The organism is Microcoleus sp. bin38.metabat.b11b12b14.051, assembly GCF_013299165.1.
In the GTDB taxonomy this organism is placed as follows: domain Bacteria; phylum Cyanobacteriota; class Cyanobacteriia; order Cyanobacteriales; family Microcoleaceae; genus Microcoleus.
Genome location: NZ_JAAFKD010000002.1, coordinates 144,545 through 168,356, shown reverse-complemented (window position 1 = coordinate 168,356; position 23,812 = coordinate 144,545). Strand labels below are relative to the sequence as shown.

Annotated in this window: 18 protein-coding genes; 11 read left to right on the top strand and 7 right to left on the bottom strand. The window is 46.4% G+C overall.

The window, feature by feature from the left end:
- Positions 1–363: 363 nt before the first annotated feature.
- The 3 genes from QZW47_RS03270 (at position 364) to QZW47_RS03260 (ending at position 2,159) form a co-directional block, all read left to right on the top strand.
- Complete coding sequence (locus QZW47_RS03270; protein ID WP_293123815.1) at positions 364–513, top strand: anacyclamide/piricyclamide family prenylated cyclic peptide; 150 nt, start codon at positions 364–366, stop codon at positions 511–513.
- 540 nt (positions 514–1,053) lie between these two features.
- Positions 1,054–1,197 carry an anacyclamide/piricyclamide family prenylated cyclic peptide gene (locus tag QZW47_RS03265; protein WP_293123812.1) on the top strand — a complete coding sequence of 48 codons (144 nt, stop codon included), beginning with the start codon at positions 1,054–1,056 and terminating at the stop codon, positions 1,195–1,197.
- 803 nt (positions 1,198–2,000) lie between these two features.
- A complete protein-coding gene (locus QZW47_RS03260) occupies positions 2,001–2,159 on the top strand; it encodes an anacyclamide/piricyclamide family prenylated cyclic peptide (protein ID WP_293123809.1) in 159 nt (52 codons plus the stop codon).
- 52 nt (positions 2,160–2,211) lie between these two features.
- Here the strand turns inward: QZW47_RS03260 and QZW47_RS03255 are convergent, their stop codons facing one another.
- Complete coding sequence (locus QZW47_RS03255) at positions 2,212–2,955, bottom strand: transposase (protein WP_293123806.1); 744 nt, start codon at positions 2,953–2,955, stop codon at positions 2,212–2,214.
- Positions 2,956–2,984: 29 nt separating this feature from the next.
- Here QZW47_RS03255 and QZW47_RS03250 point away from each other — a divergent pair, with 29 nt between their 5' ends.
- Together QZW47_RS03250 and QZW47_RS03245 are read left to right on the top strand one after the other, a co-directional pair.
- Entirely contained in the window at positions 2,985–3,887 is a 903-nt protein-coding gene (locus QZW47_RS03250; RefSeq protein WP_293123803.1) for a LynF/TruF/PatF family peptide O-prenyltransferase, read from the top strand.
- 192 nt (positions 3,888–4,079) lie between these two features.
- Complete coding sequence (locus QZW47_RS03245) at positions 4,080–6,236, top strand: PatA/PatG family cyanobactin maturation protease (RefSeq protein ID WP_293123800.1); 2,157 nt, start codon at positions 4,080–4,082, stop codon at positions 6,234–6,236.
- A 337-nt stretch (positions 6,237–6,573) separates the two neighbouring features.
- On the opposite strand, the gene QZW47_RS03240 is transcribed toward QZW47_RS03245, so the two are convergent.
- The gene (locus QZW47_RS03240) at positions 6,574–7,485 is read right to left on the bottom strand and encodes a calcium-binding protein (RefSeq protein WP_293123797.1); all 912 of its coding nucleotides are present in this window, start codon (positions 7,483–7,485) and stop codon (positions 6,574–6,576) included.
- Between the two features lie 100 nt (positions 7,486–7,585).
- Between QZW47_RS03240 and QZW47_RS03235 the strand changes: the two genes are divergently transcribed.
- A complete protein-coding gene (locus QZW47_RS03235; RefSeq protein WP_293123794.1) occupies positions 7,586–9,283 on the top strand; it encodes an NAD(P)/FAD-dependent oxidoreductase in 1,698 nt (565 codons plus the stop codon).
- Positions 9,284–9,477: 194 nt separating this feature from the next.
- Here QZW47_RS03235 and QZW47_RS03230 read toward each other — a convergent pair whose 3' ends face one another.
- The gene (locus QZW47_RS03230; RefSeq protein WP_293124400.1) at positions 9,478–10,233 is read right to left on the bottom strand and encodes a Uma2 family endonuclease; all 756 of its coding nucleotides are present in this window, start codon (positions 10,231–10,233) and stop codon (positions 9,478–9,480) included.
- A gap of 241 nt (positions 10,234–10,474) precedes the next feature.
- Here QZW47_RS03230 and QZW47_RS03225 point away from each other — a divergent pair, with 241 nt between their 5' ends.
- The 3 genes from QZW47_RS03225 (at position 10,475) to QZW47_RS03215 (ending at position 13,902) form a co-directional block, all read left to right on the top strand.
- Positions 10,475–11,146, top strand: coding sequence for an FxLYD domain-containing protein (locus tag QZW47_RS03225; protein ID WP_293123791.1), 672 nt, complete (start codon positions 10,475–10,477; stop codon positions 11,144–11,146).
- A gap of 81 nt (positions 11,147–11,227) precedes the next feature.
- Positions 11,228–12,982 carry an ABC transporter ATP-binding protein gene (locus QZW47_RS03220; protein ID WP_293123788.1) on the top strand — a complete coding sequence of 585 codons (1,755 nt, stop codon included), beginning with the start codon at positions 11,228–11,230 and terminating at the stop codon, positions 12,980–12,982.
- A gap of 563 nt (positions 12,983–13,545) precedes the next feature.
- Positions 13,546–13,902: a hypothetical protein gene (locus tag QZW47_RS03215; RefSeq protein WP_293123785.1), complete on the top strand. Its 357-nt coding sequence runs from the start codon at positions 13,546–13,548 to the stop codon at positions 13,900–13,902.
- 255 nt (positions 13,903–14,157) lie between these two features.
- On the opposite strand, the gene QZW47_RS03210 is transcribed toward QZW47_RS03215, so the two are convergent.
- The 3 genes from QZW47_RS03210 to QZW47_RS03200 all read right to left on the bottom strand — a co-directional run bounded on the left by QZW47_RS03210 (position 14,158) and on the right by QZW47_RS03200 (position 17,551).
- Positions 14,158–15,126, bottom strand: a complete 969-nt coding sequence (locus QZW47_RS03210) for a YegS/Rv2252/BmrU family lipid kinase (RefSeq protein ID WP_293123782.1) — start codon at positions 15,124–15,126, stop codon at positions 14,158–14,160.
- Between the two features lie 618 nt (positions 15,127–15,744).
- The gene (locus QZW47_RS03205; RefSeq protein WP_366930798.1) at positions 15,745–17,301 is read right to left on the bottom strand and encodes a metallophosphoesterase; all 1,557 of its coding nucleotides are present in this window, start codon (positions 17,299–17,301) and stop codon (positions 15,745–15,747) included.
- A 115-nt stretch (positions 17,302–17,416) separates the two neighbouring features.
- Positions 17,417–17,551: a hypothetical protein gene (locus tag QZW47_RS03200; RefSeq protein WP_293123776.1), complete on the bottom strand. Its 135-nt coding sequence runs from the start codon at positions 17,549–17,551 to the stop codon at positions 17,417–17,419.
- Positions 17,552–17,919: 368 nt separating this feature from the next.
- Here QZW47_RS03200 and QZW47_RS03195 point away from each other — a divergent pair, with 368 nt between their 5' ends.
- Entirely contained in the window at positions 17,920–19,305 is a 1,386-nt protein-coding gene (locus QZW47_RS03195; protein ID WP_293123773.1) for a hypothetical protein, read from the top strand.
- A 202-nt stretch (positions 19,306–19,507) separates the two neighbouring features.
- Here the strand turns inward: QZW47_RS03195 and QZW47_RS03190 are convergent, their stop codons facing one another.
- Entirely contained in the window at positions 19,508–19,906 is a 399-nt protein-coding gene (locus tag QZW47_RS03190; protein ID WP_293123770.1) for a DUF4342 domain-containing protein, read from the bottom strand.
- 858 nt (positions 19,907–20,764) lie between these two features.
- Here QZW47_RS03190 and QZW47_RS03185 point away from each other — a divergent pair.
- Positions 20,765–23,581 (top strand): AAA-like domain-containing protein, encoded by a 2,817-nt coding sequence (locus tag QZW47_RS03185; protein ID WP_293123766.1) that lies wholly within the window; start codon positions 20,765–20,767, stop codon positions 23,579–23,581.
- Positions 23,582–23,812 lie beyond the last annotated feature (231 nt).

Below are 23,812 nucleotides of genomic sequence, written 5' to 3'. Positions count from 1 at the left end.
CCCTGACCACAATGGCATTAAGGGAGCAAAATTTATTGTGTAGCAATCTTTTGTCAAAATGGTATAAATAATGGCGATCGCTCGCTACATTTTCTAGCAGCAATTTATCAACATTATTTCGGCTTTTGAGGCAGGTTTGCTCTTGAAACCTGGTGCTATTTACTGCGAAAAATTCAATAAGAAATACTGAAAAAAGTTTCTGAAAAAAGCTTGACAACTTGCGACGAAGTGTTATTCTAATTAATAGAAAAGTCGGTGAAAGTTGCCACGCGAAAACTAGACCCAAACAGGCCAAAGTCAAGCGAAAGGTGACGCTCACCCGTCTGTCGGAAAATCAACCCAAAATTCAAGGAGACTTGTATTATGAAGAAGAAATCTTTGCGCCCCATTCAAACTGCCCCTGTTGCCAGGGACACCACTGCCACCACTTCGGCTTCTGGCGGCGGCACCATGACGGCATCGACGATGATGGAGATAGGGATATATCCTTTTGCGGGCGACGACGCGGAGTAATCACTTCAACAGTATCACTCACCTCGAAAAATGTCAAAACTCAGTTTCTACCTCATGATTGCGCTCTATTGGCAGCGATGAATTGACGTATTAATGACGTTAGTTCTTCGTCGAACGATAGGCACGGTTAGGGAACGGAAGGGGATTTAGATTTTTGGGTGAGTTAGTGGTTGAGGCGTTTCGGATGAGCGTGAAATATCACGCTCATCACCAATGGCTGGAGTTCAGAATGGGGGCGAGATTTATTTGCAGCCGTTCGTTCAGTTGTCAATGGGCGGGGAAGCGTCAAGGTTTAACTGCTTATCAATCTATTCAACAGGCTCTCTCTATTGATGGCTCCCTTTTTTCCCCTAGTTGATCACCAAAAAAAGTTCCCCAAAAAGCTTGACAAGTGTGGGTGAAATGTTAATCTAATTAATAGAAAAGTCGGTGAGTTGCAACAACGCAAAAACTCTCCCCGTAATAGGGAAAAGTCAAAGCGAAAGGTGACGCTCACCCGTCTGTCGGAAAATCTACCCAAAATTCAAGGAGACTTGTATTATGAAGAAGAAATCTTTGCGCCCCATTCAAACTGCCCCTGTTGCCAGGGACACCACTGCCACCACTTCTGCTTCTTGCGGCGGCACCATGACGGCATCGATGCTGCCATTTGCGTATCCTTTTGCGGGCGACGACGCGGAGTAATCACTTCAACAGTATCACTCACCTCAACACAGGTCAAAACTCAGTTTCTACCTCATGATTGCGCTCTCTTGGCGGCGATGAATTGACCTACAATCCTTGTCAGTTCTACGTCGGACGATACCTGGCACGGGGTGGAACGGAAGGTAGATTTTTTGGGTGAGTTAGTGGTTGAGGCCTTATTCTCAAGGTTAACCCCGCCGAGTAGCTTGCTACCCCAGTGGCACTTGGTTGGGTTCTTCTCCTTGGGTTTGTACTTCTGGCAAAAACCTTTGTATTTTCTAGTGGCAAGATTTTTGGGGAGGCAGTAGGCGAGTCAGTCATTAATGCCAATTATTGATGCTCCTGACCCGAAAGACCGTTTGTTAAATCCGACGGGATTGGAAGATTACGGTTACTGATAGAAGAAGTTGTCTGAGACACAAGCAGAGCGGCGAAAGGTGCCTTTGGATCGGGTCGAATTTGGTCTTAAATTGGTTCTGGAAGGAGGCATCGCTTCTGAGTCTAAATGGGGCGGATCTGGCCACATTTTCTAGTAGCAATTTATCAATATTAAGGCTTTTGAGGCAGGTTTGCTCTTGAAACCGGGCGCTATCTACTGCGAAAAATTCAATAAAAAATACTGAAAAAAAAATCTAAAAAAAGCTTGACAACTTGCGACGAAGTGTTATTCTAATTAATAGAAAAGTCGGTGAAAGTTGCCACGCGAAAACTAGACCCAAACAAACAGGAAAAAGTCAAGCGAAAGGTGACGCTCACCCGTCCGTCGGAAAATCTGCCCAAAATTCAAGGAGACGTGTATTCTCATGAAGAAGAAATCTTTGCGCCCCATTCAAACTGCCCCTGTTGCCAGGGACACCACTGCCACCACTTCTGCTTCTTGCGGCGGCACCATGACGGCATCCTTTGGTGGGCTTATTTGGAATCCTATTGGTAATCCTTTTGCGGGCGACGACGCGGAGTAATCACTTCAACAGTATCACTCACCTCAAAAAATGTCAAAACTCAGTTTCTACCTCATGATTGCGCTCTATTGGCAGCGATGAATTGACCTACAATCCTTGTCAGTTCTTCGTCGGACGATACCTGGCACGGGGTGGAACGGAAGGTAGATTTTTTGGGTGAGTTAGTCGTTGAGGCCTTATTCTCAAGGTGAACCCCGCCGAGTAGCTTGCTACCCCAGTGGCACTTGGTTGGGTTCTTCTCCTTGGGTTTGTACTTCTGGCAAAAACCTTTGTATTTTTTGGCACATTCTTCTAAGCTGTTCCCCAGTCGCAAAAAAGCGGGATGCCATTGAGTTAACCCGTCATGAGTTAAGCGTTCATAGCTGCCGTAGTTACTGAAGTCGTAGAAAAAGCCGTAACGCATTTTTGCAGCTTTGGGGTTGCCATGAATGTAGCGCAAGGTATTTAATGCCCGTTCTCTATCTGATGCGGGAAATCCATCACAGAAATACCGCTTCTCCCAAAAATGCCCTGTCCGCCTTAACATCCGGTTGAAACACATCGCTGTATACCAATTAAGAAAGTGCATAATTTTGGGTAACTCATCCGGTTGAGCAGGTTCAATCAGATAATGAACGTGGTTGGACATAATACAAAGAGCGTAGAGCTTAAACTTGTATTTATCCAACGCTTTCTTAATGGCGTAGAGAAACACCTCCCGACATTCGCGCTTTTGAAGTTTAAACTCGCGGTTATTGCAACGGGTGGTGATATGGTAAGAGTATCCTACTTGAAAATCACGGCGTTTTCTTGGCATTTCACTGAAATCAATAAATTTATAAACCCATGCTTACCTACAATAATATATTAAATAGTGAGGCAAAACTACACGCGATTGGTGCCCACAAAAATGCCTTTGAAATAGAATCTCTCTATCCCCTAGACATCTTTGAGCAACTGGTGGCAAAAACGGGAGAATGCGGTCTTGAGTTTTCTTGCAAAATTGAACGAGAGCGACTTTATCCTGCTCGTTTCAACCTGAGTTTTGGACAAGACAGAAAATTTGCAGATTCATTCCAACAGATTTTAAGCTTCTTTCATCAGGTCGCAGGACGGGTCGGAGTCACAATTAATTATGATTTGTTACAAGAATTTCTAGGACACAATTTTGACTGGAGTAAAGTAGAAGGTTTACAAACCGGCGTAGATTTGCGCCCAGAAATCCCCAATTCTCGCTTAAAACTTATTTTCAGAATTAAAGATTATCCAGAAAGATTAGAAACAGCAATAGCCTTAAATCGCGACTGCGATACCGAAGAATTTCGGGCGCTGTTGATTTACAGTGTCCTAGTTATAGGCTTTGATTTTTTCCTAGATGGTCGCAGTGAAATAGAACTTTATCCTGAAATTCAAAGAGCAGATTTTCAGCGAATTGACGTGCAGCAGCGATTATTACAGGTTTTGTCCTTACCTGCTTTGCAACCTTTAGAAGCTAGTAATGTGATGATGGTGGGTTTTTCCAAAGCTAATCCTGATAATAAGATTGTTTATTACAGCCTTGAAGATAAGAATAACTTTTTAAATTACTTTTCTGCCAACGATCTAACCCGCAAAGTTCATGCCTTTTACCAGCAACAACCTGTGTTAAAGAGTATGTGGATAGGTTTAGCAGAACGGGAATTGTCGGCAGGAATTATTCAAAATATTAATCTGTATTACAATCAATCCTTTGTTAACGAGAAAACCTAACTCTGGCTGGCTAAAAAAATCTAACCGAATACGGTTCAGTTAAGACAGTCCTGGGGGTAAAACGATCCGAAAAACAGACACTGCGATTGCTTCGTTCCTCGCAATGACAAACCTTAACTGAACGGTATTGAAAAATAACCAACTAATTTGTTTTACACTCAATCAATAAAGATTTAACAACAAAATCGCACAATGCCTGACTTAATCACTATAACTGGAATACCTGAACTTTGGTCGCACACTCTAGGCGACCCCCGCATCAAAATCGCCGTCCTCGACGGTTCCGCCGACATGACCCGCGCCTGCTTCCAAGGAGCCAACTTCAGCCAACTACGCCCCTACTGGCAGGAAGAACCGGAACCCATCGAACCCGCCTATCTAGAGCAATGGTGGAAAATCGAAGCCCTAGAAAAAGAAAAGGCAGAGCTAAAAAAAACTGAAGAAGAAACGAACGCCGAAGAAGAAGCCTTAAAAGCAAAAATTGAAGCCCTAAAAGAAACCATCCCCAAACCCATCCTCAACCGCCTCGGCTGTGACTTCCACGCCACCCACATTGCCAGCACCATTATCGGCCAGCACGGTTCCCCCGCCCCAGGCATGGCTCCTGGCTGCACCGCTATCAACATTCCGATCGACATCAACGGCGAAGGCACCGAATTCATCTCCCCCCTCAACCTCGCCCGCGCCTTCAATTGGGCAATGGAACAAGGAGCAAATATCATCCACTGCGCTGCTTGTCACCCCACCCAAAGCGGCCTCGCCCACGAACTAATTGGCCGCGCCGTCAAGCAATGTCAAGATAACGGCATCTTGGTTGTCGCGCCGGGAGGTAACAACAAAGGCGAGTGCTGGTGCGTCCCCGCCGTGTTGCCAAACGTCCTCACAGTAGGCGCACTGCGGGATGACGGCATCCCGTTCAAATTTAGCAACTGGGGCGGGAAGTACCAGGAGCAAGGCATCATGACATTTGGGGAAAATATTTTGGGGGCGCAACCGGGAACTGACGAGCCTGCGCGGAAAAAAGGCACCAGTTGCGCGGCTCCGATTATTACCGGCGTTTCTGCTTTGTTAATGAGCTTGCAGTTGCAGCGGGGCGAAAAGCCAAATGCTGAAGCGGTTCGCGCGGCTATTTTAAATAGCGCCATTCCCTGCGATCCCCAAGAAGTGGAAGAACCGGAGCGCTGCTTGCGGGGGATACTGAATATTCCCGGTGCGGTTCGCTTGCTGACAGGGGAACTGCTGGCGGCTGTTGCGCCTTCGACATTCAGTCCAATTCAACTTGCCGGTAGTGCAGAACCTTTCCCCCAAGTGCTGTATTCCGATGAGAGGGAAGCAATCGTAGAGGAGAGTGCGCTAACTCCCGTGCTCTTGGGTGCAGTGACTTCCGCCTTCCCTGGTAATGGGGAATTACGTTCAATCGCAGCTTCGCATACGGGCGGCGAAATCTCTTCCTCAGAATTTGCAATCACGCCCAACACACCTACAACTGCCGTCACCGCGAGCATTCCGTCAAAGCTGGTTTATGCCTTGGGAACTCTCGGCTACGACTTCGGCACCGAGGCGAGGCGCGATACCTTCAAACAGTTGATGCCGGCTGTGGAAATTGAGGGCGTGACGGTTCCCGCTAACCCCTACGATGCGCGCCAGATGGCGGACTATCTGGAACAAAACCCATCGGAAGCAAAAGCTTTAATTTGGACGCTGAATCAGGAATTAACGCCGGTTTACGCCATTGAACCGAAAGGGTCGTTTGGGGCGGATGTGTACGAAGGTCTCATACAATTGCTAGCAGCACAGTTGATTGCACAAGAAAGCGAAGATTACATCGAGCGGATGAGCCTCCCCGGAAGGCTGAGCGATCGCACGGTTGAACTGTTTTCTGGGCAATCGGTGCCGGTGATTGAACCGCGAGTGACGCGGGGAATGTATGGCTGGTGCGTTAATAGCCTGGTAAGTGCTGCTTTGGATACTCTGCGGGATGGAATGGGTGATGTGAGCGAGGAAGCGGTACGGCGTTCTTTGGTTAGTTTCCTGCACCGCATTTATTTCGACTTGCGGAACTTAGGGAAAACGGCGCGCGATCGCGCTCTCAATTTCGCTGCGACAAATGCTTTCCAAGCTGCTTCTACCTTTGCCGAGGCCGTTGCTAGAGGCATGGAACTCGATAGCATCGAAGTGGAAAAAAGCCCGTTCTGCCGGCTGAATAGCGACTGTTGGGATGTGAAATTGAAGTTTTTTGATTCTGAAAATAGCAGTCGGGCAAAGAAAGTTTACCGCTATACAATTGACGTGGCAGATGTGATGCCGGTTACTTTGGGTAAAGTGCGATCGTGGTCTGTGCCGAATTAATTACTCCCTGGTTTTTGTCTACTGGTTAAATGGGCGATCGCTCTTAAGGGCGATCGCATCCACGTCGTTATGCCCCAATACAGTTCAGATAAGACCGATCCCCCCTAACCCCCCTTAAAAAGGGGGGAACAATGCTCTTAAACTCCCCGCAACGATTCGGGGGATGCGAGGGGGATCTCCGAGTATAAGAGTCTTAAGTGAACCGTATTGCGTTATGCCCTATCCTTTAACTGTTACTAGACCAACCAGAAGAATTATTGAATTCAAAAATTTTATTTGATTCGTCAGAATATCTTCCACCTTCAGCTACGGCTGCCTTCGACTGTAAACCATCCTATCATACAAGCGGCGTGGGAGAAGGAGCGGATAGCAATGTCAAGCTGTAATCTGTATCGCCTTGAAATTGAGAAACGCGGACGAAATATGTCCCCGCAGGCAAAGCCCCATTGCTGACAAGTTTTTCTGAAGCTGTCCCTAAATTGTTAGATGAAGCAATAATATCGTCGGAACCAACAGCGCCGTTGCCGTTGAGATCCTGAATTAATTCTACTTCAACATTTGCGCTCAAACCGTCAACAGTTGCACTGAAAAGACTCGGAGTATTGAGGATGAAACTGTAAATATCGGTGGCCCCGGCCGCCCCTACAGAATCGCTCGCATTCAGACTGTCTGTGAGAATGCCGAGGGGTTTTGCTGCGTTTAAATTATCAGCGGGAGCGGGGAGTGTGCTCAGCAGTCCTTCTACTTCGCCGAATTGAATGTAGTGGTCGATCGCACTTGTGACTGCGCCGCTGGTGATTGCTGCTGCTACCAGCGGATATTTTTCTATATAAAAGCTGGGATCGAAGAAAAGGCTGGGTTTGCGGTTTTCAAATTGACCAACTTTAAAGTAGTGTTCAAATGCGGTAAATTGATTTGTTTGGACTGCTGTCTGAACGTCTGGATTGTTTGTGAGATAGAAGCCAACATCGAAGAAAGGGTTGGGGTTCCGCCGTTCAAATTGACCGAATCTGATAAAGTGATCGGCGCCTGAAAAACCGTTGAGTTTTGCTGATACCGCTACATCTGTGTTGGTGTCTAAATAATAGCTGGCGTCAAACAGGGCATTGGGGTTGCGATTTTCAAATTTACCAATTTTTCGGTAGTGATCGAAGGCGCTGGATACTGTGCCTCTGGCAAGTGCTACGGCGACATCTGGGTTGTTTTCGAGATAAAATTTGCTGTCGAACAGTGTTCTGAGGGTTAGCATTATTAAAAAAAATCTCTTTGTACTTTAATCTGGAAAGTGCACAATCACATTCGATCGAGAATCCAGTTTACATCAATTTTTTTGTGAGAGGGTCTCAATTATGGCTAAATCTGCACTGATGGCAATGCTGCGCCGCGCTGCTAGTATTGCCCAAAAGTCAAGGGAAACTGGCATTCCGGCTGATGAATTGCTCGGGATGCTCGACGATCGCACTCCCAATTCTCCCATATCTCGGCGCCAGTTGCTGCACGGGGGTTTGGCTGCGGCGGGGGCTGTGGCTGCTGCGACTTTTACCCGGGAAGGAGCTTTTGCTCAGCAGCGCGGACGATCGCCCATTTTGGTTGTGGGTGCGGGAATTGCGGGTTTGACTGCGGCTTATCGCTTGCGTCAAGCGGGCGTGGGCGCTGATGTGATTGAGGCAAACAACCGCGTGGGGGGGCGGATTCGCACGCTTCCCAACGCGGCTGGAACGCTGATTCCGGTGGAATTGGGGGCAGAATTTATTGACAGTGGCCACACTACTTTGATTTCGCTGGCGACGCAATTGGGTTTGCGGGCGATCGACTTACCAGCCGTACACACCGGATTCGTACCGGATACTTTTTTCTTTCAAGGGCGCCGATTTTCTCAGCAGCAATTAATCGCAGATTTTGCGCCGCTAGCCGCTAAAATTAATGCTGATTTGCAGGCAGTTGGAGATAATATTAGTTATCTAGATTTTACAGAAGCAGCGGAAAGATTGGACTATCTTTCGCTGGCTCAATATCTAGACCAAGCTGAGACTAGCACGATTGTCCGGCAGTTGCTGCGTATTGCTTATACGACGGAATACGGCCGAGATCCTGAGGAACAGTCGGCGTTAAATCTGCTGTTTTTAATCGGTGCTGAAGCTGGCAGTTTTGAATTGTTCGGTAACAGCGACGAGCGCTATCAAATTGATGGCGGTAACAGTCAAATTGTCAACCGCTTAGCTGATCGATTGTCTGGTTCGATCGAGACGGGAACGGTTTTGGAAGCGATTACTCTGTTATCTGACGGACGCTATCGGGTAAGTTTGCGATCGGGACAAAGCGCGATCGATCGCACCTACGAGCGAGTTTTGTTAACTTTGCCGTTCAGCACTTTGCGAGATGTTAAAATTAACGTACCTTTGCCCCAACCAAAGCTGAGGGCGATCCAGCAGTTGGGCTACGGTACTAATTCTAAGTTAATTACAGGCTACCGCAGCCGCATTTGGCGAGAAGTTTATCGATCGACTGCTTCTGTTTATACAGATTTAGGATTCCAAAATACCTGGGAAGCTACGCCTTTCCTTCGTACTGCTAACGGTTTAGTTACTGATTTTACAGGAGGAAAGCAAGGTTTGGCGATCGGCGCCGGAACTCCCGAAGATCAAGCACAAAAATTCTTAGGACAATTTGAAAGAGTTTTTCCCGGTGTCAGAAACTTGAGAACCGGCAAAGCCGTCCGAGCTTTTTGGCAGGGAGAACGCTATTCTAAAGGTTCTTATTCCTGTTATTTAGTCGGACAGTGGACGCAAATGCACGGCGTCGAAGGCCAAAGACTTAGAAACATTTATTTTGCCGGGGAACACACTTCGCTGGAAAATCAAGGTTACATGGAAGGCGGTTGCGAAACTGGACAAAGGGCGGCTTTGGAAATTTTGAAAGATTTGGGTGTGACACCTCCTGCTAGTGTTTTGAACGATCGCACTGCGAGCAGTTTAAACCAGCGCCGTCCCAGCCGCAAAGTTCCGGGTTCTCGGAATTTAGAGAATAGGAATCCGAGTCTTAGATAATGTAGATAATTTCGCAATTACTGCGAAATTATCTACTCGCAACTCGTGCGACTCGTTACTTTCGCGCTCGCCCGGTAACGTAGATCCGGAGGCTCTGCCTCCTCTTTTTCAGCCGAGGATCTTCCTCCCTGATATGGATTCTAAGGCTCTGCCTTGGAACCAGTTAAACCAGCGATCGTATTGGGTACAACTTATCAGATAATCTCATCCGGGTTAATTCCCTGGGCACGCAAATATTCAGCTAGGCGATCGGCTCGTTCCCGTTCGCGATCGGCGCGATCGCGTTCTGCTGCGATCTGTTCTACACCCCACAATAGCAGATTTCCTGCTTCATCCCACCAGCGCAACCAATAACCTGTACGCTGTTCTTTCTCCCCCCGCCAAGTTCCCAAATACAAATTAAAATCTGCCATCCAATGACGGCCTTCCTCATCAGGAAATTCTAATTCGTAATTGCCATTTTGCAAGCGATACACTTCCAGCAATCCACTTTCTGGATCAAAAATTATGTAAGTTGGCAATTGCAGAATTTGTTCGTAAAAAAACCACTTTCCTGGAGGGAAAGTACGTCTAATCGAATATTCCTCACCGTCTGTTTCCGACAAAAACTCCATGACAATGCTGGGGATTTCTCCTTCCAAGTTTGGGGTATAGCTTTTGCGGTCTCTTCTCGATTCTACGGGGAGTACCGAAGGTATATAAACCCAATCGGGTGCTTTGATGACTAACTCGCCGTTGACAGTAGCGCAAATGCCAAAATTGCTAGCAATCAGCATTAGCGGCCCGATTAATCCTTTCAGTTCTAAGATTTCTCGCAGCGCTCCGGCAATTAGCGGTTGACCTGTATTCTCCACTGGTTTTTCTTCTAATTGGAAGTCGTCTGGCAACTTCTCCCAAGTTACGGTCATTGCTACCGTTTTTTGTTTTGGGTTATCTTGAGTCGCGACCATGACTTTACTTTCTAAAGTTTGATGTCTTATTATAACATACATTAAGGTAATTTTCTGGCCCTGCTCAGAACAACGCCCCACAAAAGTTTAGACAAACATAATTGTTTAAATTAGATGCGCTTTAACTTAGCAAATTTTAAATATTGCGTAGATTTTGTCGTACAAAAGATATCTTGCACAAGTCTTTTAAATCAACTTCTGGAACAGGCAAGATGCCCGTTCCACCGAAAAAAATATTATTGTGGAACAGGCATCTTGCCCATCCCAAGCTATTCTCCCCAAGAAGAAATATTATTGTGGAACAGGCATCTTGCCCATCCCAAGCTATTCTTTCCAAGAAAAAAATATTGTTGTGGAACAGGCATCTTGCCTGTTCCCTGCTATCCTTGCAAAAGGCATAATTAATCTCATAAAACTGCGAAATAACAACATGAAAATTTTACATTTAACAGCAACCTTATCAACATTGCTAATCTCATCAATCTCCGCTAGCACTTTGCTGGCAGACTCTACAAAGACGAAGGCTCAAAACTTACCAGTTGACGAGCCGTTTTGCTACATGAAAACCCCCGACGGCAAAACCGTAGACTTGGGCAAACTGTGCGAAAAACCGCCAGATCCTGAAACTTCCCAAACTTGTGTTAGTGGTGCAAACATGGCGGCAAAAGTATCAATTGCTCAAGCAAATTATGACGGCAATTTTTTCAGCGGTAAAGTGTTCAATCAAGGCTGTAAAACAATCAAGAATGTCAAAGTCAATTATCAAGTTTTGGACGAGTTAGGCAATTTAATTGACAATGGGTTTATCGACGCTCAACCAGCTACTCTTGCACCTGGAGAGTCGGCCGCCTTTCGGGGCGCAGTTGTGGCGGGGGCTAAGGTGCAGGCTACTCATGCAGATGCTCAGGAGTGATTGTCGAGTGTTTAGCCGATCGCTGCTATCATATTTTGGCTCAGATATCTGTAGAAGCAGAACTCGCAGGAGTCAAATATCTTGAAAACTCGATCGACATACTGGCAAATCCTACCCTACCTCCGTCCCCAAAAACAAACCATCGGTAAAGCATTAGCTTGTACCGTAGTCTTTACCATATTTTGGCCAATTATTGCGTGGCTGGTTGGCGAAACAGCCAAATTTATAGGAAAAGGAGATTTACAAGGATTCGGGCAAATTGCGGCACTCAGCGCAGTGATATTTTTGATTCGCGGTACAGCCCAGTACGGTCAAGATACGCTAATGGCAAAAGCAGCCTTGACTATTGCTTTAGAAATCCGCAAAAAAGTTTATTCCCACCTCCAAAAACTCGATATCGGCTACTTTGAAACTGCCAAAACCGGAGACTTATCCTACCGCCTCACAGAAGATATTGACCGGATTGGCGAAGTAGTAAATAAATTTTTTCATCAGTTTATCCCTTGTGTTTTGCAGCTAATTGCGGTAATGGGATATATGATTTATCTCAACTGGCAATTAACCTTGGGTGCATTAATTATTGCACCGCTGATGGCTATCTTAATTGGCTGGTTTGGCGAAAGACTTCTCAGTTACTCGCGCCAAAGTCAAAATCGCATTTCAGATTTATCAGCTTTGCTGACAGAAGTATTTAGCGGCATTCGTTTAATCAAAGCGTTTGTAGCTGAAGATTACGAAATTGCCCGCTTTGGAGAAGAAGCAGAACAAAACCGGCGCGCTAAGTATTTGTCGGAACGAGTAAAAGCACTTCAGTTCGTCGTAGTTGGCTTTCTGGAAGCGATGAGCGTGATTTTGCTGTTTTTCCTGGGAGGTTGGCAAATTGCTCAAGGAAATCTCACTGGTACTCAATTTATCAGTTATATTGCCGGAGTAGCGCTGTTAATTGATCCGATCGCGATTACCACTGCAAATTACGGCGATTTTAAGCAGGGAGAAGCTTCTAGCGATCGCATTTTTGAGCTTTTAGCCATTGTACCCGCAGTCGTAGAAAAGCCGGGGGCGATCGAACTTCCCCACGTTACGGGTAAAGTCGAATACCGCAACATTAATTTTGCCTACGCTTCTCAATCCGCCCTGGATCAAGGAGGACAAGGGGGAGTGCAGATTTTGCAAAATATGAGTTTGCTGGTGCTTCCCGGAGAAATGATCGCCCTTGTAGGCGCATCTGGTGCGGGGAAAACTACGCTAGTAAATTTGCTACCGAGATTCTACGATCCGCAAGCCGGACAAATTTTAATTGACGGTATTGATATTCAAGATGTCACCTTAAATACTCTACGCAAGCAAATCGGAATTGTACCGCAGGAAACGATTTTATTTTCGGGTACAATTGCTCAAAATATCGCTTTCGGTCAATCTTATTATGAACTAAAAGATGTGCAGAAAGCTGCGGAAATTGCTAACGCCCATCAATTCATTACTGAGTTTCCCGACGGCTATCAAACTTGGGTAGGAGAAAGGGGCGTCAATTTATCTGGCGGACAAAAACAAAGAATTGCGATCGCCCGTGCGGTGCTGCTCGCTCCCAGAATTCTGATTTTGGATGAAGCGACATCGGCGCTGGATTCGGAATCGGAAGGTTTAGTGCAAGAAGCGCTGGAAAGATTGATGCGCGATCGCACCGTGTTTATCATAGCCCATCGGTTGACTACTGTCCGCAGAGCCGATCGTATTTTAGTGCTCGAAAAAGGTCGAATCGTCGAATCGGGGACGCACGAGGAATTACTCGAAAAAGGATCTCGCTACGCAAGCTACTGCGCTCAACAGTTTAGTTGATAGAGTTGATAAGACAGGGCGGTTGAAACCACTTCTATACAGAAACTCACGCGCCTCCGCGGGTTGAAGAATTGGCAATTAAATTACGTTATTATCTTGATTCCGCGGAGGCGGAATTTGTTTATGTAGAAGCGGTTTCAACCGCCGTATTATCTTGATTCCGCGGAGGCGGAATTTGTTTATGTAGAAGCGGTTTCAACCGCCGTATTATCTTGATTCCGCGGAGGCGGAATTTGTTTATGTAGAAGCGGTTTCAACCGCCGTATTATCTTGATTCCGCGGAGGCGGAATTTGTTTATGTAGAAGCGGTTTCAACCGCCGTATTATCTTGATTCCGCGGAGGCGGAATTTGTTTATGTAGAAGCGGTTTCAACCGCCGTATTATCTTGATTCCGCGGAGGCGGAATTTGTTTATGTAGAAGCGGTTTCAACCGCCATCTGATCTTCATTCCGCGGAGGCGGAATTTGTTTGTATAGAATCGATTTTAACCGCCATCTTATCTTGTTAAAACCGAGAAATATACGTTAAAATATAGATAACTAACAAATAAAACTTCCTATCTATGAAAATACAATCATCAGTGCTAGTCCACCTCGGATTTGGTAAATATGTACGTTCCGATCGAGTAACAGCAGTAATCCCAATTGAAGAAGAACGCGGCCCGGGCCGGCGCACTTTTGTGCACGTAGACGGCGAAGTAGATCCGATCGTTGCTTCGCGCGCCGAAGATACAATTATTCGCGATTTAGTGCAGGAACCGCGCGAAATTACTCAAGCCCGCCAACAACAGGAAATACTCCAAGATTTGCTGGCAGATTTGAGTAATGTCAACGTCACCGTCCGCCGGATTAGCCGCGATGAAGGCGGACTTGATCTCGAACGTTTGGAGCGCCGGATTCGCCAAATCTTAGACGCTTAAAAATAAAAGACCGCCCGCGCGGTCTTTCTAATTCTGTCCAGAACTCACCGATACCTCAGAAACCCGGTTTCTTCCTAGATTTCTTGTTCCTGTTCGCAATTTTTTTGTATAAACTGGTACCAGCAATACAAAAGGTTTGTAGTGAGGACTTTAGTCCTTATGAAAGAGCGGACTAAAGTCCTCACTACAAACCTATTTTAGTACAGTCATTTGACCGGACATGATATCATGTGATTGTTGGTCTCGCAGAAAGCTTTAACTTAAAGGTTTCATGGTAACTTCAATATCCGCTAAACCTGTGAGTTTTTCCACGGGGACTTCTTCTTCAACTCGCGGTATGAAAATAGTTAAACCTCCCGGAATGCACTCAATAGAAAGCGGAGTCATGCCGACAATTTCCCCGTCTACCACGACTTTTTGAGCAGGATTGGCAGTAATTTTGACTTTTTTGGCGCGCAAATAACCGATGTCATCGCGATCGGTAGCATTGCCACTCAAAGCTGTTTGCAAGAGGTGATAAGAAGCTGCGATCGCCCCAGCTTTATTTTGAGGCGCCACCAGCGTCACGTCCAGCAAGCCGTCATCGAAAATAATCCCCGCCGGGCCTTGCGCTAAAATGGATGTAGGCGGCGCTGCATTTGCCACTGTCACCGCCACAGCAGTAACGGTGATAATTTTATCTTCAGTTTCGATTTCGGCTTCAAATCTCTCTAAATTGTTTAACTGTTTGATTCCCGAGAGAATGTAAGCCAGCATTCCCCAGCGATTCTTCATTTCGCGATCGGCTAATTCGACAGTTTCCGCCTCAAAACCCACGCCAGCCAACAAAACCATCGGCATTTTACCGTTGCACATCCCCGCATCCACCACCCGCGTCAACCCTCCCAAAATAGTTTCGCAAGCGGTTTCAATTGTATTGGGAATATCCAAAGCATTAGCAAAAGCATTCGCAGTTCCCCGCGAAATAATTCCTAAAGGGATATTTGTACCGACAATCGCCCCTGCAACAGCAGATAATGTGCCGTCCCCCCCCGAAGCAATAATTTCCGAAACTCCTCTAGCAACTGCTTCGTGGGCGAGTCTATCGGCGTCTATTTCTGGCGTTGTCAGCCGAATATCTAAGTCAATAAACGGCTCTAAAAGTTCTTGAATTGTCGCTAAGTCTTGGTCGGGGTCGCTGTTGCCGGCGACGGGATTAAAGATTAGGCAGGCTGAACGTTTCATAATTGGTAATGGGTAAGGGGTATATGTCTGGCAAACTGAAACAGGTTCGTAGTGAGGACTTTAGTCGTTCTAAAACAGAGGACTGAAGTCCTCACTACGAACCTAGAACTAAACAGGTTCGTAGTGAGGACTTTAGTCGTTCTAAAACAGAGGACTGAAGTCCTCACTACGAACCTAGAACTAAACAGGTTCGTAGTGAGGACTTTAGTCGTTCTAAAACAGAGGACTGAAGTCCTCACTACGAACCTAGAACTAAACAGGTTCGTAGTGAGGACTTTAGTCGTTCTAAAACAGAGGACTGAAGTCCTCACTACGAACCTAGAACTAAACAGGTTCGTAGTGAGGACTTTAGTCGTTCTAAAACAGAGGACTGAAGTCCTCACTACGAACCTAGAACTAAACAGGTTCGTAGTGAGGACTTTAGTCGTTCTAAAACAGAGGACTGAAGTCCTCACTACGAACCTAGAACTAAACAGGTTCGTAGTGAGGACTTTAGTCGTTCTAAAACAGAGGACTGAAGTCCTCACTACGAACCTAGAACTAAGCAGGTTCGTAGTGAGGACTTTAGTCGTTCTAAAACAGAGGACTGAAGTCCTCACTACGAACCTAGAAATGAAGTTAAATCACAAAGGGTTCGATCGCGATTTCCTGCCATTTCCCCTCAAATCGTTCGACAACCAAAGGTCTGACTTTGAACTTCGGGGGAGTCCCGTCAAGAACATCAATCCGCAAACACGAATAAGGGCGGCGTTTGTGGGAACCTTCGCCGCTACGCCCCACAAATAGCAAAGATTCTGCTATCTGGCGGCTGGCTGTGGAGGAACCCGACTCCTGCGCCAACCGATAAGCTTCCGGGCTAGACGGTTCCTGCAAGATCGGCCCTTCCGGGCGCTGGCGCCGCAGACTGTGCCCGCTTCCCCCGCAGACAATCCAATTAATCCCCGAGTCACCGTGTCCCGTATCCCCTGTGCGTAGGTATTCCAAACAGTGGGCGTGGCCTGTGAGCACCAAATCTACAAGCGATCGCCCCCGCGCCACTTCCCCAACTGCATCGCCCACCGCGTCGAGTACCTCCCGCAACCGCAACCGCACGGCCAAAGTTTGAGCTTGATTCCACTTGGTCGCCTCGGTGACGTAGGGGGGATGGTGGAAGTACATAACCCGCCCTCGCACCCCTGTATCGCGCCAAGATGCAATCAATCTTTGTTTGAGCCATTCGAGTTGTTCCACGTCTGTGGAGGCAGATCTGTCGGGCGACAGTTGTTTGTCAATATCCATTAGCATTTCGTCAACTTGGGCTAATTTTGCCGTTAAGTCGTCTAGCTGTTCGGCTTCTTCGGGAATTTCCGGGTTTAGCCGATCGCACATTTCGAGCATTTCCAATTTTTCTTGTTCCAACTTTTGCCGATCGAGTTCCAAATTTTGGCGCTGAATGTCGCCCTGTTTGGTTTTCGGGATCGGCAACGGTTCGTTAAAGGTATTGGAGTCGAGGGCGAAGAAGTCGATACCTCCGCTGCGAAACGTGTAATAGCGGTTGGGTAAGCGGGTAAAGCGTCCGGGTTGGTAGCGGATGCAGCGGCCTGTGCTGGTGCTGGCGGTGTAGTGGGCGTCTAGGTGGCGATCGAGTTCTCCCGGTAACTTGTGAGCTTTGAGATAGTCCAGAAACGCTTTAGCATACGCATTGCCGATTTGTGAACCGTGCCAGCCCACATCGAGATCCAACTTGGAACCCAACAGCTTTCGCAGCGGCAAAGCTGTCGCTGAGAGGATGCCGTAGAGTACGGGTAAGTCGTAGTAGTCGTGGTTTCCCGGTACTGGTAAAAACGGAAAGTTGAACACCATGCGATCGTAAGCAATCCGAGATGGTTGCTCGCCGCCGACGATAAATTCTCGGTAGGGGCGAATAAAGTTTTGCAAGTAATATTCGCTGGAACCCACCAGATAAACTACATCGCCCGTATGCAGCGCGAAACGGCAACTTTGGCGTTCCGAGAGCATCTGTTCGGCAACCTGCCGCTGGGGGTTGTGGCCGCGGTGGTTGCCCGTGCCGCTGTCGCCTGCTACTAAAAATGAAAACTCCGGAGTGTCGGGGGTTCGATCGTCCAAAATCATCCGAGTTTGGTCGATTCCCCGATCGGCGATCGACTTTTCTTGCCATCGCACCCGCTCGTTCATTTTGCGGATTTTCACTATTATTCGCGGATCGGACACGAATTTCACGCCACCCAGTCTCCCAAATTGCTCAGTTCCTAGTTCATCTTGCAGCGATCGAGCGAGTTTTTACCTCTGTCTAAAAGCTGAACATCGTTCCGGGCTGGGGCGTGCGGGCTACAACCAGGTTTCTGCTTGCCGTGGATTGTCGATCGAGATTGAGAAAAACCGGATTTTTTTGAGATTTAGCGATCGGGCTGTTGTCAACTAACATCAGTTAAAAAATGCAACTTTAGACTTGCGATCCAATTCCCAATTCCCAATTCCCTAATCTAAAATCTAAAATCTAAAATCTAAAATCTAAAATCCTAAATTGTCTCCTTGGTCAAATCTAATGTTATTGATGATACAGAACCTCCTAGTTCTGGGAATCGCCGCAAATTTTGAATTTTTAATTCTCTTCTTTCTATCGCTCTCTCGCTCTCTGGCTCGCTCTCTCTCTCTTGCCCTCTGGCTTTTACCCCCCTACTGGACTTTTGACAAAAACCTGTTTTGAGTCAGGAGCGATGGCACGATCGCAGCGCGTTTTGATACCATTCAATCAAGCCCAAGACAATCAGGGAATGTACTGGAGGTGCGTAAATGGAGCTTTTCGGAGAACAAAAACGGTGTCTGGATGGTTTGGTAGGGTCGATCGAGCAATTGGGAGGTCGAGCAGATATTCCCAAGCTGGAGCAGATAGCCGAGTTAATCATTCAAACGATGAGAGGGCCTTGGCGCTACTTTCACACGTCGGAACACATTTTTGAGGTTGGCGGGTCAGTCGATCCGATCGAGGTGCTGGCTGCGATGTTTCACGACCTCGTGTACGTCCAAGTCGATCAGGGTGTGAGTTTCAATATTAGTAGCGCCCTTTGTCCTTTTGTCAAAGAAGTGCGATCGCAGTTAGTGATTAGAGATGAAAGCGAACTGCCCGACGATGCCATGTATCACCTGGTGGCCTGTGTCTTTGGGTTTGTTCCCGGCAAGATTCTCTCTCCGTTTGCCGGCCAAAACGAATTTTTGAGTGCCGTGATTGCTGGCAAATGTTTGGAGCCTTTTTTGCCAGCCAGTAAAATAGCCGAAATTGCCGCTTGCATCGAAGCTACGATTCCTTTTCGCCCCCCTTCGGCCAGCGGTTTAAGTGCGATCGAACTTTTGCACCAGCGCTTGGTAGCTGTAAATCGCGATTTTGATTTCGGATGGACTGACGCCCAAACCGCAGAAATTGTCAAGCGTTCTGTCAGGTTAGCAAATCGGGATGTAGAGAATTTTGCCTCTCCCAATTCCTCTAATTTCTTAGACAATACCTGGAACTTGATGCCAGAAACCAACCACGAATTGAGCAATGTCAATTCCTATACCGTGGGCGGATATCGCAAATCTCTGCAAAAAATGGAAGGATTTTTAAACTTCCTCAAACCCGAACTGGTTTTTCAGCAATTCATGCAAGAGCCGGACGATGAAACCTACGCTCACATGATTGCCCAAACCAGGAAAAATATCGCAGTTGCTAAACTATATTTGGGTATCAAACTAATTACCATCGCCATTTTAGAAGCTCTTTCCTACCGTTTAGGGCGCGATATTCCGCTGTCAACCATGATGGGAGAATTACGCACCCCAGGATTTAAAACATCGGTTTTGGAAGATTACTTGCCCAACAGACAAATCGCTTACCCCTTAGAAAGTCAGTTAGAAAAAGAGGTTTTAGACTTGTTGGCAATAGGACGCAATCAAGAATCCCCCTATGATATTAAAAACTCCCCCGTCGCTACATTTATTATCAAATCTATCGGCTTTGCGGAAACCGAAAACTTTTTGAAGAAAGCTCAAGAGTTTTTTGCAGGTCACATTTCGTCGGAAGAGTTTCTGTCTTACTGCGCTCCCGATGTCATTGAGACCATTTCCTCCGGGGTGATGAAACTGTTTGACAGCAGGAAGACGGCTTTAGGCACAGTTAAGTTAGCTCACCAAACTGTGTCTTAGCATATGTTTGCCAAATAACGAGTTACGCAAAGCCTAGTTTTGTAGGTGCGCTCCTGCTGTGCACCTTAGCGCTATAATCCCCGCTTAAAAACTATTTTTGCGTAAGTCCTGATTCATAAAAAGAGGACTAAAGTCCTCACTACAAACAAGGTCGAGTGCCGGAAATTAACCCAACACCAGCACTACTGGTAAGACCAATATTTTACTCTTTTCTTTCAATAATAATCGTCATGTGAGCGACTAATGCACCGATCGCTCCTACTGCTGCAATCACTGGAAACAAAGCCGCACTAATGACTCCGCCGACTACTCCCACCGTCAGAGGAACTTCTACCAAAATCCGTCCCTCTTCATTTTTGATAATCAGGCGGCGGATATTGCTTTCGTGAATCAGCTCTTTAACTTTAGCAACTAAATCGTCGCCGTTAATCTTCAACTCTTCGACGCTAACTTTGTCCTGAGTATACACAGGGGTTTCTAAAGGAGTCGCATCAAATTTAACTTCAGTAACTTTTTGAGCAGAAACTTTGGCAGCTACAGGTATTGATTCGAGTTCTCTTGTCCCGACTGGTTCTTGCAGGCGCTCTGTAGGTGTGTCCATTTTTTGTTCTCCTTTTCCGTAAAAGTATTTTTGTATAGAATTCTTTAAAAAGATAACACGCAATTTTTTATCTATCAATCATACTTTTGGGTGATATTGCTCCTACTGCTGTCGTGATTTTCTCTCTGGGAGCATATCTTTTCTGTAAAAAGCATTATTTTTCGCTTTGCGAGCACTTCAAGAGTTCGCAAGTCTTACATAGCAGCTCGCTCTTCGAGGACGCTCAAAAGTTGTAAAAGATACTTTTTGGGAGTTCAGATGCTCACCTTGATGCTCCTGACGGCACGACTAATTACCAATGACAGTTGACAGTTGACAGTTAACAGTTGACAGTTAACAGTTGACAGTTGACAGTTGACAGTTGACAGTTGACAGTTGACAGTTAACAGTTGACAGTTGACCACCCTTCGGCTTCGCGAGATGACAAATGACCAATGACCAATGACCAATGACCAATGACCAATGACCAATGACAAAAAAGAGATACTCCCCTCTCCTTGTGCCAATACGCTAACTGTCTACCTCTGAGCCTCCCGCCGCCGCCCCACGAAAAAATCTTCGATCGATACAGCCACAGGATTAGAGGTACTTTCACAGCTTTGGATATTCAGGCTCAGCAGATGTACAGGTTGAAATACTGACATTGTACTGAAAGTACGATCGCCCTGCCGTTTATAGAGTTAACACATATAGTTCGGCAAACCGCACATGGAAACCGTCGCTTGCTTCTCTCCAATGTCATTTCAATTTAGCTCAGTGCGATCGCCCAACAAAACCCGGCCGCCTGAGGTTCCTCCCACCAACATCTTAGAGTTTTTAATGAGAATTGCCTAAAATAAAGGGGCAGGAGAAGTAATTATGATTAAAATATTATCAGATCCAAAGCAACTTCCTCAAAGAGAAGTTGAAGCTGGCAACAAGTCCGATAAAATAGAGTTATTTTCTTCTGCCCCTTTATTATCAGTGTGCGATTTGACAGCGACAGAATTTGAATATCAAGTCGGCGGCAGTTTGGAACCCAATGCTCCTACCTACGTCACCAGAGCAGCAGACAGCCAACTTTACGACTCATTAAAAGCAGGAGAATTTTGCTACGTGCTCACATCCCGACAAATGGGAAAATCTAGTCTGCGGGTGCAAACAGCGCGCCGCTTGCAAGCAGAAAACATTGCCTGCGGGATTGTTGACATCACGGGAATTGGTACGGCCCAAATAACTCCGGTGCAGTGGTATGCGGGCTTTACAGCGACTCTCGCCAACAGCTTTAAAATTAAAATAAATTTCAAGACTTGGTGGCGCGAGCGAGAACACTTGCCACCAGTCGTCAGATTAAATGAATTTGTCGAACAAGTATTGCTGCCGGGGAGCGATCGGCATATCGTGATTTTTATCGACGAAATTGACAGCATTCTCTCGCTCAACTTCTCCAGCGACGACTTTTTTGCCTGGGTACGTGGCTGCTACAACAAACGCGTCGAAAATCCCGAGTACAACCGCCTGACTTTTGCCTTATTTGGCGTCGCAACTCCTCAAGATTTGATTTCTGACAAAACCAGAACTCCGTTTAATATCGGCCGCGCCATTGAACTCAAAGGATTCGATCTAACTGAAGCCACGCCTTTAGTCAGAGGATGGTCAGAAAAAATAGACAATTCCCAAGAAATGCTCAAACAAATCTTAGCATGGACGGGAGGACAGCCATTTCTAACTCAAAAGCTTTGTCAATTAACTGCTCAGAAGTTAGAAGCACAAACCAGCAGCGAGGGTAACAGCTCGGTCAACTGTCAATTATTTATTGCCGAATTAGTGCAGTCAAGCACAGTCGAAAACTGGGAATTTCAAGACGAACCGGAACATCTCAAGACAATTCGCGATCGCCTCCTGAGAAATCCCCAGCGCACAGGCCGTTTGCTCGGAATCTACCAACAAATTTTAGCCGAGTTTACTCTAACCAACGACAACGAACAACCAGCAGCAGAGTTGAAAATTGACAATGATTTATCTAAACAGAGTTCCGAAAAAATGGAACTTTTGCTCTCAGGTTTAATTGTCACAGATGGAGGGCGACTCAGAGTTTACAACCAAATTTATGCAGCGGTTTTTAACCGAGAATGGATACAGCAAGAGTTAGCAAAGCTCCAGCCTTACTCCGAGTCGATCTGCGCTTGGTTCGCCTCCAACCACACCGACAGTTCCCGCTTGCTGCAAGGCAGAGCTCTCGCAGAAGCGTTAAGCTGGGCGGCAGACAAAAGTTTGAGCGATCGCGATTATCAATTCCTCTGGGCCAGCCAAGAACTAGAAAATCGGGAAGTTCAAAGAGCTTTGGAACTAGAAAAAGCAGCTTCACAAATATTAACCGAAGCAAATTTAGTCTTGACTAAAGCTCAGCATAAAGCCAAGCGAACAGTTCAATGGAGTTTGTTCGGGCTCGCTGCAATTTCTGCAATTTCTGCCAGCGTCGCTATCCACGCAGAGCGAGCTACCACCCGCGCTCAAAATCAAAAAAAACAAGCAATAATTACTCAAATTGAAGCCCTAAATTCCACTGCCACTATTTCCTTAAGCTACGACGAGCTAGGAGCGTTAATCGCAGCCATCAGCGCCACAAAAAAATTACAAGAAATAGATATTTCCCCAGCCCTAAAAGCACAGACAGTAAATATATTGCACCAAACACTGAATTCAGTACGAGAACGCAATCGTTTCGCTAACGTGCATACGGCTAACTTCAGCCCGGACGGCAAGTTAATTGTGACTGCTGACGACAAATTTATTGTTAAAGTTTTTCAACCTAACGGTAAATTAGTCTTGAGTTTGCCGGGACACAGCAAATCAGTTACAGAGGTTGTTTTTAGTCCGGACAGTCAGTTAATTGCTTCTACAAGTTTTGACAACACTGTCATAATTTGGCACCGCGACGGAACTTTACATAAAATATTACAAGGACATCGAGATTTAGTTTGGAGCGCGAGTTTTAGCCCTGGTTCTCAATTAATTGCTACGGGCAGTTCGGATAAAACTATTAAGATTTGGAGTGCAGGCGGTGTTTTGCTGCAAACTTTAACAGGACATACTAGACCAGTGACATCAGTCAGGTTCAGTCCTGACGGCAATCTGTTGGCTTCTACGAGTCAAGATCGAACTGTGAAACTTTGGAAACGCACTGTCCAAGCACAGTTTCGACTTGAGAAAACTCTTTTGGGACACCGAGATGAAGTCTGGGGCTGCAATTTTTCGCCAGATGGCGAGATGATTGCCTCAGCGAGTCACGATTGGACGGTGAAACTTTGGAGCCGTGGCGGCAAGTTGCTCAAAACTCTCGACGATTCTACAGCAGGTGTGGGCAGTGTTAGTTGGAGTGCCAACAGCAAGATGCTGGCAGGGGGCAGCACGGATGGCAAGGTGAGGTTGTGGCGGGCTGACGGTACTTTGCTGCAAACTTTAAAGGGACATCAAGCCGATGTGTGGAGCGTGAGTTTTAGTCCCGATCGCACAACTTTAGCATCTGCCGGCAAAGATGCGTCGGTGAAGCTTTGGAGTCTCGATCCTGCTAAAGTAGAATCTGCCGAACTTGACAAATTGGTCGCGGCCGGCTGTCGCTGGCTCGGAGACTACCTGCAATACAATCCGCGTGTTGAGAGCGATCGGCATTTGTGCCAAACCACTGACAATTGACATTTTTTGCCAAGTCCCCGACACCGATTTTGCTTGAATTCTCAAACCGGGCGATCGGCTCCAGATTTGTCGCTACTCTTGTCTGATTGTCTTATAATTTTACGTAAGGGGTAATAGCAAATGTACTGGCGCAGAACCCAGATTTCTATGAATCTGAACAAAATTAATGTTATCAAACATGAAAGGTATTCATGACTGCTATATTCAGATTAGTAGAATTTTGGATACATA

Excerpts from the sequence above, each read along its gene's own strand:
- QZW47_RS03235 (WP_293123794.1), top strand. The coding sequence starts at position 7,586 with ATGGCTAAATCTGCACTGATGGCAATGCTGCGCCGCGCTGCTAGTATT.
- QZW47_RS03240 (WP_293123797.1), bottom strand. The coding sequence starts at position 7,485 with ATGCTAACCCTCAGAACACTGTTCGACAGCAAATTTTATCTCGAAAAC.
- QZW47_RS03260 (WP_293123809.1), top strand. The coding sequence starts at position 2,001 with ATGAAGAAGAAATCTTTGCGCCCCATTCAAACTGCCCCTGTTGCCAGG.
- QZW47_RS03215 (WP_293123785.1), top strand. The coding sequence starts at position 13,546 with ATGAAAATACAATCATCAGTGCTAGTCCACCTCGGATTTGGTAAATAT.
- QZW47_RS03205 (WP_366930798.1), bottom strand. The coding sequence starts at position 17,301 with ATGAACGAGCGGGTGCGATGGCAAGAAAAGTCGATCGCCGATCGGGGA.
- QZW47_RS03265 (WP_293123812.1), top strand. The coding sequence starts at position 1,054 with ATGAAGAAGAAATCTTTGCGCCCCATTCAAACTGCCCCTGTTGCCAGG.
- QZW47_RS03210 (WP_293123782.1), bottom strand. The coding sequence starts at position 15,126 with ATGAAACGTTCAGCCTGCCTAATCTTTAATCCCGTCGCCGGCAACAGC.
- QZW47_RS03245 (WP_293123800.1), top strand. The coding sequence starts at position 4,080 with ATGCCTGACTTAATCACTATAACTGGAATACCTGAACTTTGGTCGCAC.
- QZW47_RS03190 (WP_293123770.1), bottom strand. The coding sequence starts at position 19,906 with ATGGACACACCTACAGAGCGCCTGCAAGAACCAGTCGGGACAAGAGAA.
- QZW47_RS03185 (WP_293123766.1), top strand. The coding sequence starts at position 20,765 with ATGATTAAAATATTATCAGATCCAAAGCAACTTCCTCAAAGAGAAGTT.
- QZW47_RS03230 (WP_293124400.1), bottom strand. The coding sequence starts at position 10,233 with ATGGTCGCGACTCAAGATAACCCAAAACAAAAAACGGTAGCAATGACC.
- QZW47_RS03270 (WP_293123815.1), top strand. The coding sequence starts at position 364 with ATGAAGAAGAAATCTTTGCGCCCCATTCAAACTGCCCCTGTTGCCAGG.
- QZW47_RS03195 (WP_293123773.1), top strand. The coding sequence starts at position 17,920 with ATGGAGCTTTTCGGAGAACAAAAACGGTGTCTGGATGGTTTGGTAGGG.
- QZW47_RS03250 (WP_293123803.1), top strand. The coding sequence starts at position 2,985 with ATGCTTACCTACAATAATATATTAAATAGTGAGGCAAAACTACACGCG.
- QZW47_RS03200 (WP_293123776.1), bottom strand. The coding sequence starts at position 17,551 with ATGTTAGTTGACAACAGCCCGATCGCTAAATCTCAAAAAAATCCGGTT.
- QZW47_RS03255 (WP_293123806.1), bottom strand. The coding sequence starts at position 2,955 with ATGCCAAGAAAACGCCGTGATTTTCAAGTAGGATACTCTTACCATATC.